Consider the following 15,328-nt stretch of genomic DNA (forward strand, 5'->3'; position numbering starts at 1 on the left):
TATCACCATTATTTTCCTTGTAAGGATGCTTCAATGAAGTCACGGAACAATGGTTGTGGACGAGTTGGTCGAGAAATGAATTCTGGGTGGAATTGAGCAGCCACAAACCAAGGATGGTCTTTCAACTCAATGATTTCCACTAGACGGCCATCTGGACTTGTGCCAGAGAAGATGAATCCTTTTTTCTCCATCTCTTCACGGAATTCATTATTGAACTCGTAACGATGACGGTGACGCTCATACACTACTGTCTCATTGTAAGCATCGAACGCTTTTGTGCCTTTTTGAAGTTTACATGGATATAAGCCTAGACGCAATGTACCGCCAAGATCTTCTACGTCTTTTTGTTCTGGTAAAAGATCAATAATTGGGTACTTAGTTGCCGGGTCGATTTCTGAAGAATGCGCCCCTTCAAAGTTTAACACATTTCGTGCAAACTCAATTGAAGCTAACTGCATACCTAAGCAAATACCGAAGAATGGCACTTGGTTTTCACGAGCATATTGAATTGCCGCTAGTTTTCCTTCAATTCCACGGTCACCAAATCCACCAGGAACTAAAATACCGTCTGCTTCTTTTAAGTGATCCGCTACGTTTTCCGCTGTTATTTCAGCTGCGTTGACCCAGTCAATTTCAATATCGGCATCGAATGTGTAACCTGCATGCTTTAATGATTCAACAACAGAAATGTACGCATCTTGAAGCTCAACATATTTACCAACGAGAGCAATTCTTGTTTTACGTGACAAGTTGCGCACTTTATCAACAAGCGCTGTCCACTCTGTCATTTCTGCATCGTGGCATTGAAGTTTTAAATGATTGCACACTAAATCATCCATCTTTTGATCTTGTAACGATAATGGAACGGCATATAAAGTATCAGCATCCATCGCTTCAATAACCGCTTCTGGTGCAATGTCACAGAATAGAGCTAGCTTGTCTTTCATATCTTGAGAAACAGGCATTTCTGTACGAACGACGATAATGTTTGGCTGAATACCAAGGCTACGAAGCTCTTTTACACTGTGCTGAGTTGGCTTTGTCTTCATTTCGCCAGCCGCTTTTAAGTAAGGAATTAACGTACAATGGATATACATGACGTTATCTGAACCAAGGTCGCTCTTAATTTGACGGATCGCTTCAAGGAAAGGAAGTGATTCGATATCCCCTACTGTTCCGCCGATTTCAGTGATGACCACATCTGCGTTCGTTTCTTTACCAGCACGCATCACGCGTTCTTTAATTTCATTCGTAATATGTGGAATAACTTGAACTGTTCCACCTAAGTACTCACCGCGACGCTCTTTACGAAGTACGGTCGAATAGATTTTTCCTGTTGTCACGTTGCTATATTTAGACAAATTAATGTCGATAAAACGCTCGTAGTGACCTAAGTCTAAATCTGTTTCCGCACCATCATCAGTAACGAATACTTCCCCGTGTTGATAAGGACTCATCGTTCCCGGGTCTACGTTAATGTACGGGTCAAACTTTTGAATCGTTACCTTTAATCCTCGATTTTTTAACAAACGGCCAAGAGATGCAGCTGTAATTCCTTTACCTAAGGAGGACACAACCCCACCTGTTACAAAAATATATTTAGTCAACTGAAAAGCCCCCTTCAATCTATTGTTCCCTATAATAAAAGTATTGAATAAACCAATTTTTCTCAGGGCTAAAAACGCAAAAACGCCCCGCTTACTTAAAAAGTAAAGGGAGCGTTATAATCATAAAACATATCTCTTAAAGAGCCCAAATAAAATACTACAATTTGGACTAGGATAAGTCAAGAAAAGATTAAAAATCTTTATTTTTGCTCGTCTTCGTCATCATCATCGAGATCATATTCATCTTCAGTAACTAACTCATCATCAAAGTCTTCTTCATCTTCATCGTCTTCATCTAAATCAGCAATTTCTTCGACTTCGTCTTCTTCATCTAGATCGTCAATGTCCTCTTCTTCAAAATCGAAATCTTCATCGGCCTCATCCAGATCTTCAATCTCTTCGTCTTCTTCAAGGTCCTCTTCTTTGACAGCCTTTTTCGTCTTTTTCTTTTTCGTTTTGACCGCTGTAGTTACTTCTTCTTCCAACTGGTCAATTGGATACCATGCACGCAGTCCCCAGCGGTTCTCGCCCAATGTAATGAAGCGACCATCGAAATTTAAATCTGTATAAAACTGGACCATACGCTGTCTTAACTCTTCATCACTCAGCTCTAAATACTGTTGAATTTGATCTAAAATCTCTTGAAATGTAATCGGTTGTTTACTTTCTTCAAGAATACTAAATGCCACTTCAATAAAGGACATTTCTTTTCGTTCTTCTTTTGACAATTGCTTTAAATTCACATCCGCACTTCCCTTCTCTATTTACACACCCTGCGAAAGTGGTGGAGCTTTACCCGCACCCTTTTCATTGCTTTCGAACAATTTTCAGAGCAAAAAAGGCCATATTTTTCATTATAAACATAACCACTTTCAATATGCTATAAGTTTATGTCAAGATTCATACTTTTTTTCTCCATTTACTTGATACTTTCATTTAGTGATGTTTTTTGGGGCTCTTTAATTCTATATAAGCTTTATAGAATAAGAATAAGGAGAGGAAAATAAAAGGAATAGCACCTAGTTGTTTATTATATAACCATATAAATCCAAACGTACTGATACCTATGATGATATAACCTAATAATTGTTTCACCTTTTCACATCCCGTCATTGTCCTTATTCTCATTGTATACTTACAGATAGCATTTATAAAACAAAAATAGTGTTAAGAAATTGCAAAGGTTTCATCTGTTATCATTTATACCCAAAACAATCAAAAACCATAAGTAAAAAAACTGAGCGCCAAAGGAACAACCTACATTCCTTTGACGCTCAGCCCGATTTACATATTTCTTCTATACTGGCCGCCCACCTCATAAAGAGCTTTCGTAATTTGACCTAGACTAGCCACTCGCACACAGTTCATTAGCTCCGCAAATATATTGCCACCGCTAATCGCTGTTTCTTTCAGCTGCTTCAAGGCCACTTCCGTTTCATCTTGATGCTTTTGTTGGAAGTAACGTAAATTCGTAATTTGCAGCTCTTTTTCTTCCATTGTGGCTCGAGCAATTTCCATATTATCAATGTCCTCTTCAGACGGAGGATTCGGATTTAAGTAGGTGTTTACACCAATAATCGGCAGTTCACCTGTATGCTTGAGCATTTCGTAATGCATCGATTCTTCCTGAATTTTTCCGCGTTGATATTGTGTTTCCATCGCACCGAGCACACCGCCACGATCGTTAATGCGCTCAAACTCTTGCAGCACAGCTTCTTCGACTAAATCTGTCAGCTCTTCCACAATAAATGAACCTTGTAGCGGATTTTCATTTTTAGACAAGCCATGCTCATTCGTAATAATTAATTGAATCGCCATCGCCCGACGAACCGACTCTTCTGTCGGTGTTGTGATCGCTTCATCGTACGCATTCGTATGAAGCGAGTTACAGTTGTCTTGCAGTGCCATTAATGCTTGTAAAGTCGTACGAATATCATTAAAGTCAATTTCTTGCGCATGCAAGGAACGACCGGACGTTTGGACGTGATACTTTAATTTTTGCGAGCGTTCATTCGCACCATATTTGTCACGCATCGTCGTCGCCCAAATACGGCGTGATACCCGCCCAATCACTGTGTACTCTGGGTCCAACCCGTTCGAGAAGAAGAACGATAAGTTAGGAGCAAAGTCATCAATATTCATGCCTCGACTTAAATAATACTCTACATACGTAAAACCATTAGCGAGCGTAAAAGCTAGCTGAGAAATCGGATTCGCTCCCGCTTCGGCGATATGATAGCCAGAAATCGAAACCGAGTAATAGTTACGCACTGATTGATCGATGAAATATTGTTGAATATCTCCCATTAAGCGTAAAGCAAATTCTGTCGAGAAAATACAAGTGTTTTGTCCTTGGTCTTCTTTTAAAATATCTGCCTGTACCGTTCCGCGTACCGTTTGCAGCGTCTGTGAACGAACGTCTGCGAATTCCTCTACCGTCAGCACTCGGCCAAGTTCTTCTTCCTTCACCTTCACTTGCTGATCAATCGCTGTATTCATAAACATCGCCAAAATAATCGGCGCCGGTCCATTAATCGTCATCGATACAGATGTCGATGGATGACAAAGATCAAAGCCTTGATATAGCTTTTTCATATCATCTAGTGTACAAACGTTGACACCACTCTCCCCAATCTTCCCGAAAATATCTGGGCGATGATCCGGGTCTTCTCCGTACAACGTCACGGAGTCAAAAGCAGTGCTTAAACGCTTCGCCGTATCATCCTTTGATAAGTAGTGGAAACGGCGATTCGTTCTGTCAGGTGTTCCTTCTCCAGCAAACTGCCGCTTCGGATCTTCCCCTTTTCGTTTAAACGGGAATACTCCCGCCGTATAAGGAAAAGAACCTGGTACATTTTCGCGGTACACCCAGCGAAGAATCTCACCGTAATCCGCATATTTCGGCAAAACCACTTTCGGAATAGGAAGCCCTGATAAGCTAGTCGTCGTCAATTCCGTCACGATCTCTTTATCGCGCACCTTCGTCACAAACTTTTCGCCTGCATATTTTTCACGTAATTCCTGCCAGCCACGCAGAATATTTTTCGATTCAGCCGTTAATTGATCTTCCAATGCTGCTTTTAACGCTGCTAGTGAACGAAGAACTTCTTCATTCTTTTCCTTCGTCTTTACCTCTTCCATCGCTCCCTCTAATTGGAACAATCGACGAGCAATATTCATTTGTTCTTCCGATCGTTTATGATAACCACGTACGGTTTCTGTAATTTCGCGTAAGTAATAACGACGATCATTTGGAATAATCACGTTTTGTTTCTCTACATTCGCTTTTTTGCTAAAAGAAGCGGCCCAACCGGTACCCGTTTTTTCATTGATCGTTTCGACTAAAGCCGCAAATAATGCATTCGTCCCTTGGTCATTAAACTGGCTCGCAATCGTTCCATACACAGGCATCTCATCGAGCGGCTGATCAAATAAATTACGGCTACGCTGATATTGCTTTTGCACTTGGCGTCTCGCATCTTCAGACCCTTTTCTTTCAAATTTGTTAATAACAATTAAATCCGCAAAGTCGATCATATCGATTTTCTCAAGCTGAGATGGCGCCCCAAATTCACTCGTCATTACATACATGGACACATCGGAAATCTCAGCAATCTCTGCATCCCCTTGACCGATCCCACTCGTTTCAACGATGATTAAATCATATTGTGCCGCTTGCACGACTTTAATCGCATCTTTAATCGCCAGTGATAACTCTGTACGAGAATTTCTTGTCGCTAAACTACGCATAAATACACGTTGGTTAAAAATAGCGTTCATCCGAATACGGTCACCGAGTAACGCCCCACCCGTCTTTTGCTTCGTTGGATCAATCGACAAAACCGCTACTTTTTTCTCTGGAATTTCATTTAAGAAGCGACGAATCAACTCATCGGTAAGCGAGCTTTTTCCGGCTCCCCCTGTTCCCGTAATCCCGATGACAGGTGCACGTCCCCCCATCGATTCAATTCGTTCAAAAATTTCTCGCGCAGCTGTTTGTTGCTCTGCATCCGCATCAATTTGATCTTCAGCAAGCGAAATTAATTTTGAAATAACCGGAATCTCACCATTACAAAGCTGATCAAGCTCCTCTTTTACAGAGCTTGTTACAGTGGAATAATCACATTCTTCAAGCATGCGATTAATCATGCCTTGCAAGCCATATTGACGACCATCTTCTGGAGAAAAAATCCGAGCAACTCCATACTCATGAAGTTCTTTAATTTCTTTCGGAATGATAACGCCACCCCCGCCTCCATAAATGCGAATATGAGAGCAGCCTCTTTCCTTTAACAAATCATAAATGTATTTAAAATACTCCACATGTCCCCCTTGATAAGAGGAAATCGCAATCCCCTGAACATCCTCTTGAATGGCAGCGTTTACAATCTCTTCCACAGAACGATTATGACCTAGATGAACCACTTCCGCTCCACTCGATTGCAAAATACGACGCATAATATTAATGGATGCATCATGACCATCAAAAAGGCTAGAAGCTGTCACAAAGCGAATATGATGCTTAGGTTTATAAATTCCCACTGTTTGACCCATATTATCTCCCCCTTAGCTTTTTGTTTTGTACCCGTTAATACCGGAAAAAAGCAAATCCGTCTGCAGCTGAATATAGTCATCAATCGTGAATGACTTTCTTAAAGTCCAGCGACGGAACCCCCACATTTGTCCTTGAACAAAAATATTTTGTGCGAGCATATGGATCGTTCGCTCATCCATCTCCAATTCCTTTGTCTCCACACAACGACGAATCAACGTTTCAAACATGCTCACCATGTCCATTTCCTTTTGCAATACATACGGTAGCGCATCCTTTGAAAGCGATTTGGCTTCCTGGTACATTACAAGTACTTCATCCTGCATATCGTCCATGACTTTAAAATAATAACCGACACCTAGCTTTAAGCTATCAAGTGTCCCTGCCTCTAAATCGATTCTTTGCAACCGATCTTTTACTTGGTCATAAATGCTATCACATACAAGATAAAGAACATCCTCTTTTGTTCGGATATATTCATATAAAGTACCGATGCTGAACCCCGATGCTTTCGCAATTTCTCTCGTTGTTGTCCGATGAAAGCCTTTTTGCTTAAAAAGTTGGACCGCCCCTTTAATCATTTCGGACCGCCTTTTTTGTATCAACTGTTCATCTTTGACAGATGCATGTACTTTTCGTTTATTTGCATCCATTTTTTATCAACCGCCTTTATTTGAACATACAGAAAACAAGGAGGAAGAACAGACGAGAGGATTGAGTACCCCTCCTCTGTTCTTGTCTTAATATGAAATTTTTTGGTTCTTTGACTTTATAAAGTGTTTCTTCGACTTTCTAATCATTCCAGGTCAGAACATTTGCTTGTCGTGTCTGGACAGTCGGCTCCGCTTTTCTTATTTAGTCACCATTCTAGAAATAACTAGGCGCTGGATTTCTTGTGTTCCTTCGTAGATTTGAGTAATTTTTGCGTCACGCATATAGCGCTCTACTGGGTAATCTTTTGTATAGCCGTAACCACCGAAGATTTGAACGGCTTCTGTTGTGACTTTCATTGCTGTGTCACCAGCCATTAGTTTAGACATAGCCGACTCTTTTCCGTATGGTAATCCTTGAGATTCTAACCAAGCCGCTTGGTATGTCAACAAACGAGATGCTTCTACAGCGGTTGCCATATCAGCAATCTTGAACGAGATCCCTTGGTTTGCGACGATTGGTTTGCCAAATTGTTTACGCTCTTTCGCATATTCAATCGAAGCATCTAACGCACCTTGTGCGATGCCGACTGCTTGAGCCGCAATTCCGTTACGACCGCCATCTAATGTCATCATCGCCACTTTAAAACCATCGCCCACCTCGCCTAAAATGTTCTCTTTCGGCACGCGGCAGTCTTCAAAAATAATTTCCGTTGTCGGTGATGAACGAATGCCGAGTTTCTTTTCTTTTTTTCCAACGGAGAAGCCTGCGAAGTCTTTTTCGACGATAAATGCTGTTGTGCCGCGTTGTTTCGATTCAGGATCAGTTAAAGCAAACACGATATAAGTATCAGCAATACCGCCGTTAGTGATGAAGATTTTCGAACCATTTAAAATGTAATCGTCACCATCTAAGCGAGCTGTCGTTTTCATTCCACCTGCATCCGACCCTGAACCCGGCTCCGTTAACCCGTACGCACCGATTTTTTCTCCTTGCGCCATCGGCTTTAAGTATTTTTGCTTTTGTTCTTCTGTACCGAACTTATAAACAGGCCATCCTGCTAAAGACGTATGAGCGGATAACGTTACGCCTACTGAAGCACAGACACGCGATAACTCTTCCACTGCGATACAATAAGCTAAATAATCACTGCCAATACCACCGTACTCTTCTGGCCACGGAATCCCCGTTAAGCCAAGCTCCGCCATCTTATGGAAAAGCTCCATATCAAAGCGCTCTTCTTCATCGCGCTCGGCTGCTGTTGGTTCCACTTCATTTTTAGCAAAGTCTCGTACCATCTTGCGAATCATTTCATGTTCTTCTGTTAATTGGAAGTTCATCTCCTGTCCCCATCCTTTGTCTATTTAATGAGCTGCTTACTAATAACAAGTCTTTGAATTTCGCTAGTACCTTCATAAATTTCTGTAACTTTCGCATCTCTGAAATAACGTTCAACGGCATACTCTTTCGTGTAGCCGTAACCGCCGTGTACTTGAACAGCTTCAATCGACACGTCAACCGCTGTTTTGGAAGCAAATAATTTCGCCATTGAAGCTTCTTTTCCACACGGAAGACCTTGAGCGCGTAAATTGGCGGCACGATACACAAGTAGTTTCGCAGCTTCTACGCTTGTCGCCATATCTGCTAGTTTAAAAGCAAGTCCTTGCTGTGCGGCAATTGGCTTTCCAAACTGCTTGCGTTCTTTTGAATAATTCGTCGCTTCTTGTAAAGCTGCTTCAGCGATCCCCAACGACTGAGCAGCAATCCCAATTCGACCGACATCAAGATTTGCCATCGCAATTTTAAAGCCTTCTCCTTCTTGACCGAGAAGATTCGCTGCTGGCACTTGCATATCTTCAAATGTCAATTGTACTGTACGTGAGCCGTGAAGCCCCATTTTATGTTCGTCCTTGCCGATCACAAGACCTGGCGTATCTTTTTCAACGATAAACGCTGAAACCCCTTTGCTTCCCAATTCAGGATTAGTAGAAGCAAAGACAATATATGTATCTGCTTCTCCCCCATTTGTGATAAACACCTTCGAGCCATTAATAATATATTGATCCCCTTGTTTGACCGCTCTTGTTTTTAAGCTTGCGGCATCTGAACCAGCACTCGGCTCCGTTAAACAAAATGCTCCCAAATATTCCCCCGCCGCTAATTTCGGCACATATTTCTGCTTTTGTTCTTCTGTTCCGAAGTAAAGAATAGGGTTCGTTCCGACAGACGTATGAACGGATAGAATAACGCCTACTGTCGCACTCACTTTCGACAGCTCGTTAATAGCGATAATGTATGACGTAAAATCCATTTCACTGCCGCCATACTCTTCTGGAATCGTGATCCCCATTAACCCTAATTCAGCCATCTTCTTAAGGATTTCGCGCGGGAATTCCCCCTCTTCCATACGCTCAATCCACGGAGCGATTTCAGACTCCGCAAAATCTCTCACCATTTTCCTCATCATTTCTTGCTCTTCTGTAAAACGCAATTCCATGATTGATTCCCCCTGTTGTTAATGAGTGTTATTCGTAGCTGTAAAATCCGCGACCTGACTTTTTACCGAGCCAGCCTGCTTTTACGTACTTTCTCAATAATGGACATGGTCGATATTTATCGTCACCAAAGCCGTCATGTAAGATTTCCATAATGTAAAGACAAGTATCGAGACCGATAAAATCAGCTAAAGTTAATGGCCCCATCGGATGGTTCATGCCGAGCTTCATCACTTCATCAATCGCTTCTTTCGTTGCTACCCCTTCATATAACGTATAAATCGCTTCATTGATCATCGGCATGAGGATACGATTAGAGACGAAGCCTGGAAAATCATTCACTTCCACAGGTACTTTACTTAGCGTATGTGTCATGCTTTCAATCGTTTTATACACTTCATCCGCTGTCGCTAAACCGCGAATAATTTCGACTAGCTTCATCACAGGCACTGGATTCATAAAATGCATGCCGATTACTTTTTCAGGACGATCTGTTGCCGCTGCAATTTCAGTGATAGGTAAAGAAGATGTGTTTGAAGCAAGAATCGTATGGTCTGGAGTAATTTCATCTAGCTGAGCAAAAATTTTACGTTTAATCTCCATGTTTTCAACTGCTGCTTCAATAACTAAATCGACGCTTTGCGCGTCTTGTAAATCCGTCGATTTCACGATGCGACTTAACACTTCTTCTTTTTCTCCTGCCGTCATCCGCTCTTTTTCCACTTGACGAGAAAGGTTTTTGTTGATGACCGCTAAGCCGCGTTCTAAATATTCTTCTTTTAGATCATTTAAAATGACTTCATAGCCTGCCTGTGCACAAACTTGTGTAATTCCTGAACCCATTTGACCTGCACCGATGACCATTAACTTTTTGACCTTCATCCTTTTCCCTCCGCATTTTCCTCAATTGTTCGCAATAAAAAATTACCCTTGCACTTCAATCATGACCGCATCGCCTTGACCGCCACCGCTACAAATAGATGCAATTCCGATACCGCCACCTCTGCGCTTCAATTCATACGCAAGTGTTAAAATAATTCTCGCACCGCTTGCACCGATCGGATGACCGAGAGCGACCGCACCGCCATTGACGTTCACTTTCTCAGAATCTAAATTAGCAATTTTCCCGCTAGCTAAAGCGACTGCTGCAAACGCTTCGTTAATTTCAAACAAATCGACTTCTTCTAAAGAACGCCCCGTCTTTTTCAATAACTCATTAATAACAAGACCAGGTGTTTGTGGAAAATCTTTCGCTTCTACTGCGACTTCCGCGTGACCAATCACTGTAGCGAGCGGTGTTTTCCCTTCTTGCTTTGCCCGTTCGTCGCTCATTAGCACTAGGGCAGCTGCTCCATCATTAACACCTGGTGCATTTCCTGCTGTGATCGTTCCTTCTTTCCCGAAAGCTGGACGCAACCTAGCTAACGTTTCTTTCGTTGTCTCTTTACGTGGTGCTTCATCTTGGGAAACTGTGATAGGATCTCCTTTTCTCTGTGGTACTTGAACAGCAACGATTTCTTCTGCTAGCTTGCCAGATTCAATCGCTACAATCGCTTTTTCATGGCTTCCTACCGCCCATTCATCCTGCTCTTCACGAGAAAGATTGAACTCTTCAGCTGTACTGTTTCCGTATGTTCCCATATGTACGCCTGTAAAGCTACAAGATAGCCCGTCAGATATCATTAAATCGACTAATGGTGCATCGCCCATACGAAGGCCCCAACGCCCCTTTAGTAACGCATACGGCGCATTAGACATCGACTCCATCCCACCAGCAACGATGATATCCTCATCGCCCGCACGAATAATTTGATCAGCTAATGTGACACTTCGAAGCCCAGATGCACAGACTTTGTTAATCGTTTCCGTCTTCACTTCCCAAGGAATCCCTGCTTCTCTTGCCGCCTGTCTCGATGGAATTTGCCCTTGCCCCGCTTGAAGAACATTTCCAAAAATCACTTCATCTACTTGATCAGACTGAACACCTGCTCGATTCAACGCTTCCTTGATCGCAATCCCACCAAGCTGAGAAGCAGTTAATGAGCTTAACCCTCCACCGAATTTCCCAAAAGGCGTTCGCGCCCCATCAATAATCACTGTTTTTGTCATGCTTTTTTCCTCCTTCAAGTTAGGAATAAGTAACCGTTTTCACCATTTGACTGAACGCTCGCTCAAAACAACATCAAAAGGAAAGAGACACAAATACCCCTTCGCCTCTCTACCTCTCTCTTACCCTTATTTTAATCCAAAATTTGATAAAATCAAATAACAATAAAGAAAATTCAAAAAAATTTTACAAAAGAAAAGCGGAAGGCGCTGTCACATATGAGGCACTCCGATGTGACAGCACCCTTATCCTGTTATTTTTGCTCTTCTTCTGCCGAAGCTGTTTCTGCGATCACAGCCTCTTTTTGCTCCTCTGGTTGTTCTACTTCCGTTGGTGCTTCTGTTGTTTCTTCTGACTCTTCTTCAGGCGTGATTGCGGCTTTTTGCGGACCGAAAACAGCTTTTTCTAACAGCTCAGCCACATCATAAGTCGCCACCTTGTCCTCGACTTCCTTCGCTTTCGTTCCATCAGATAGCATTGTCAAACAATATGGACAACCTGAGCTAATGACTGAAGGTTTGCAAGCTAATGCTTGTTCTGTACGGGCAACGTTAATGCGGTGTCCAGTATCTTCTTCCATCCACATTAATCCTCCACCGGCTCCACAGCACATGCCTGTTTCGCGACGACGTTCCATCTCCACAAGCTTGACACCTGGAATCGTCTTTAAGATTTCACGCGGCGGATCATACACTTCGTTGTAACGTCCTAAGTAACAAGAATCGTGGAAGGTGATCGTCTCGTTCACTTCATACTGTGGCTTGAGTCGGCCTTCTTTTACGAGCTGATCAAGCAATTCTGTATGATGATAAACTTCTGCAGTCAATCCTAAATCCGGATACTCATTTTTGAAAATATTGTACGCATGCGGATCGATCGTCACAATCTTCTTCACTTCGTTTTTCTCGAATTCAGCGATGTTTGCTGTCGCGAGCTCTTGGAATAAAAACTCATTTCCAAGTCGGCGCGGTGTATCTCCTGAGTTTTTCTCTTTATTTCCTAAAATGGCGAATTTAACATCGGCTTCGTTTAATAATTTCGCAAAAGCAAGCGTAATTTTTTGGCTGCGATTATCGAATGCTCCCATGGAACCAACCCATAGCAAGTATTCGAAGTCTTCGCCGGCTTTTTTCATTTCTCTCACCGTTGGCACATGAACATCGTCGCGCAGGTCACGCCAGTTTTCTTTTTCTTTACGATTTAAGCCCCATGGATTTCCTTGACGCTCAATGCTTTGCATCGCACGCTGAGCTTCCGGGTCCATTTTTCCTTCTGTTAATACAAGATAGCGACGCAAATCGATAATTTTATCGACATGCTCATTCATGACTGGACATTGATCTTCACAGTTACGGCATGTTGTACAAGCCCAGATTTCCTCTTCGGTGATGACGTCACCAATTAAGCTCGGATTGTAAAGCTCCGCTGCTACTTCGACTCCGCCTCCTTTAGCCGCACTAGCCATCGCTAGCTGATTGCCTTTCGTACCAGAGAAAGAGAAAGCTGGTACCCACGGTTGTTTCGACGTTACAGCGGCGCCTGTCATCGTCAAATGATCACGCATTTTGACGATCAAATCCATTGGCGAGAGCATTTTTCCTGTGCCTGTCGCCGGACACATATTTGTACAGCGGCCACACTCTACACAAGCATAAAAATCAATCATTTGTCGTTGATTAAAGTCTTGAATCTTCCCCACGCCGAATGACTCTTGAGACTCGTCTTCAAAATCAATTGGCTGAAGCGTTCCAGCCTTTTCTAAACGGTGAAAATAGACGTTAACAGGGCCCGCAATTAAGTGGGCATGCTTCGATTGTGGCACGTAGACTAAGAAAGTAAGTAGGACGATTAAATGAATCCACCACATCACATAGAAAATGGCAATGGCAGCTGTTTCCCCGATGCCAGCCATCGCTACAGCAACTGCTGAAGCGATTGGTTCAATGCCCATCCAATGAACGTTTGCTCCCTCATGCCAAATTAAATCCATTCCGTTTCCAACAAGAACAGAAAGCATAAGCGATCCGATGAAGATTAACACAAGTCCATTTTTCCAGCCGCGCTTTAAACGAACCAATTTTTCAATATAGCGACGGTGGAAAGCCCAAACAACCGCCACTAAAATGACTAATGTGACAATTTCCTGGAAAAATTTAAAGCCGTCATATAATGGGCCAAGCGGCAAGTGAGCCCCTGGAACAATCCCCTTAATAATAAAATCAATGGCGCCGAGCTGTACGAGCAAAAAGCCATAGAAAAACATAACGTGAATCGCACCGCTCTTCTTATCCTTAAGAAGCTTCTTTTGACCAAATACATTGACCCAAATGTTATTTAAGCGCTCTTTCACATCTTTATTAAATTCTTCTTTTTTCCCTAATTGAATGTACTCGTAACGCGTTTTCAATAAATAAACGAATAAATAACCCCCGTAAGCGATTACAGCAATTGTTGCAATTAAGTTGATCCACAGTAAACCGTTCATTCTCCCCCACGCACTCCTTTCCGAGATGTCAAAACATTTCCCCCTTTTTAAACAAAAGCAAACATAAAAAATTTTCAGAATGTTTATACCTCTATTATATTATGAATGAGCATTCAGTCAACCAATTATTTTACTTTTTAAAAAAAAAGATGATGGAAACAACTTTTTCTCCATTTTGGAGATACTACGAAGAAAAGGAGGTGGAGGGATCGTGTGGTTTGTTTTCGGTCTTTTTTTCCTGTTGATTCTCGTCTTAGCCGATCTTTATTTTGGAAGAAGAAAAATGATGAACACCCCCTCTCAAAAGAAGTACCCACATAGAAAAGGAGAGATTCAGTTTTTTGGAAGTGGACCAGAATTTTTTGATCAGTTGTTTACGGATATAAAGGAGGCTCAACATCGGATAAGCTGCCTATTTTATATTGTGAAGGATGATGAATGTAGTCAACATTTTTTCTCACTGTTAAAGCAAACCGCCGAACGTGGGGTGGAAGTTTATTTATTAATGGATTGGCTCGGCAGTTATAAAGTCAAAAAAGCCACCGTGAACGAGTTGAAGCAAGCGGGTATTCACGTAGATTTCTCCTGCAAGCCTCGCTTTCCTTATTTCTTCTTTTCGCTACAGCAGCGCAATCATCGTAAAATTACGGTGATTGATGATCAAATTGCCTATCTAGGTGGCTTCAATGTTGGTCGCGAATATATAAACGAAAGCAAAAAACCTGCACTGTCTCCATGGAGAGATTATCATTTGCGTATCAAAGGAGAAGCGATTCAAGATTTGGAAGCGGAGTTTTTGGCTGATTGGAATCAGGAGAAACGACCTTTTTTACATGGGATATGTCAAGCAAAGACTTGTGAACACGGGATTAAACACGCGATTTTGCCTTCTAAAAACGGGGAGCTTGAAGATCAAATGATCTCCATGATCGCAGCTACTAAACAGTCTTTATTTATCGGTTCTCCCTACTTTATTCCTTCTCAGCCGGTGTTTCAGCAACTAATAGCAGCACTTGAGCGCGGCGTGTCGGTCACGATCCTGCTACCTGCCCATGCCGATCATCCACTCGTTAAGCAAGCCGCCTATCCTTATTTGCGAAAGCTACTTCAACATGAAAATGTGCGTATTCATTTATTTAATAACGGCTTTTATCACGCGAAAATTGTCATATTCGACAACCGTCTTTGCGATATCGGTACAGCCAACTTCGACGAGCGTAGCCAGCTCACCAATTGGGAATGTAACGGTTTGATCGATAGCTCTACATTTATCGCTGGCATTCAACCTGTTATTGAAAAAGATATTGCTAATTCAGAAACATTAACGTTAGATGGACTGAATCACTTATCCATTGGTGAACGAGTGCAGGAACAGCTAGCCAAAGTAATTCGTAGGTATTTATAGCTATGAAAAAGCTTGCAGCACCGATG

General features: G+C 42.2%; 10 protein-coding genes. 1 reads left to right on the forward strand and 9 read right to left on the reverse strand.

Going from position 1 to position 15,328, the window contains the following annotated elements; translation table 11 throughout:
- Positions 1 to 8: 8 nt before the first annotated feature.
- From pyrG to ACSVDJ_RS17650, 9 genes are all read right to left on the reverse strand, one after another.
- Positions 9 to 1,607: a CTP synthase gene (gene pyrG, locus ACSVDJ_RS17610; protein WP_439167632.1), complete on the reverse strand. Its 1,599-nt coding sequence runs from the start codon at positions 1,605 to 1,607 to the stop codon at positions 9 to 11.
- A 200-nt stretch (positions 1,608 to 1,807) separates the two neighbouring features.
- Entirely contained in the window at positions 1,808 to 2,350 is a 543-nt protein-coding gene (gene rpoE, locus ACSVDJ_RS17615) for a DNA-directed RNA polymerase subunit delta (protein ID WP_439167634.1), read from the reverse strand.
- Between the two features lie 541 nt (positions 2,351 to 2,891).
- On the reverse strand, positions 2,892 to 6,161 hold the full coding sequence (icmF, locus tag ACSVDJ_RS17620; protein WP_439167636.1) for a fused isobutyryl-CoA mutase/GTPase IcmF: 3,270 nt from the start codon (positions 6,159 to 6,161) through the stop codon (positions 2,892 to 2,894).
- Between the two features lie 12 nt (positions 6,162 to 6,173).
- Positions 6,174 to 6,812, reverse strand: a complete 639-nt coding sequence (locus ACSVDJ_RS17625; protein WP_094833601.1) for a TetR/AcrR family transcriptional regulator — start codon at positions 6,810 to 6,812, stop codon at positions 6,174 to 6,176.
- Positions 6,813 to 7,010: 198 nt separating this feature from the next.
- The gene (locus ACSVDJ_RS17630) at positions 7,011 to 8,150 is read right to left on the reverse strand and encodes an acyl-CoA dehydrogenase (RefSeq protein ID WP_439167638.1); all 1,140 of its coding nucleotides are present in this window, start codon (positions 8,148 to 8,150) and stop codon (positions 7,011 to 7,013) included.
- A gap of 20 nt (positions 8,151 to 8,170) precedes the next feature.
- A complete protein-coding gene (locus ACSVDJ_RS17635; RefSeq protein WP_439167640.1) occupies positions 8,171 to 9,307 on the reverse strand; it encodes an acyl-CoA dehydrogenase in 1,137 nt (378 codons plus the stop codon).
- A gap of 28 nt (positions 9,308 to 9,335) precedes the next feature.
- The gene (locus ACSVDJ_RS17640) at positions 9,336 to 10,187 is read right to left on the reverse strand and encodes a 3-hydroxybutyryl-CoA dehydrogenase (protein WP_439167641.1); all 852 of its coding nucleotides are present in this window, start codon (positions 10,185 to 10,187) and stop codon (positions 9,336 to 9,338) included.
- A gap of 42 nt (positions 10,188 to 10,229) precedes the next feature.
- Positions 10,230 to 11,414: an acetyl-CoA C-acetyltransferase gene (gene mmgA, locus ACSVDJ_RS17645; protein WP_439167643.1), complete on the reverse strand. Its 1,185-nt coding sequence runs from the start codon at positions 11,412 to 11,414 to the stop codon at positions 10,230 to 10,232.
- Between the two features lie 251 nt (positions 11,415 to 11,665).
- Positions 11,666 to 13,897, reverse strand: coding sequence for a (Fe-S)-binding protein (locus tag ACSVDJ_RS17650; RefSeq protein ID WP_439167645.1), 2,232 nt, complete (start codon positions 13,895 to 13,897; stop codon positions 11,666 to 11,668).
- 286 nt (positions 13,898 to 14,183) lie between these two features.
- Here ACSVDJ_RS17650 and ACSVDJ_RS17655 point away from each other — a divergent pair, with 286 nt between their 5' ends.
- Complete coding sequence (locus ACSVDJ_RS17655; protein WP_518620701.1) at positions 14,184 to 15,302, forward strand: phospholipase D-like domain-containing protein; 1,119 nt, start codon at positions 14,184 to 14,186, stop codon at positions 15,300 to 15,302.
- The last annotated feature ends 26 nt before the right edge of the window (positions 15,303 to 15,328 follow it).

Source organism: Bacillus sp. Hm123 (assembly GCF_051842975.2).
Taxonomy (GTDB): domain Bacteria; phylum Bacillota; class Bacilli; order Bacillales; family Domibacillaceae; genus Bacillus_CE.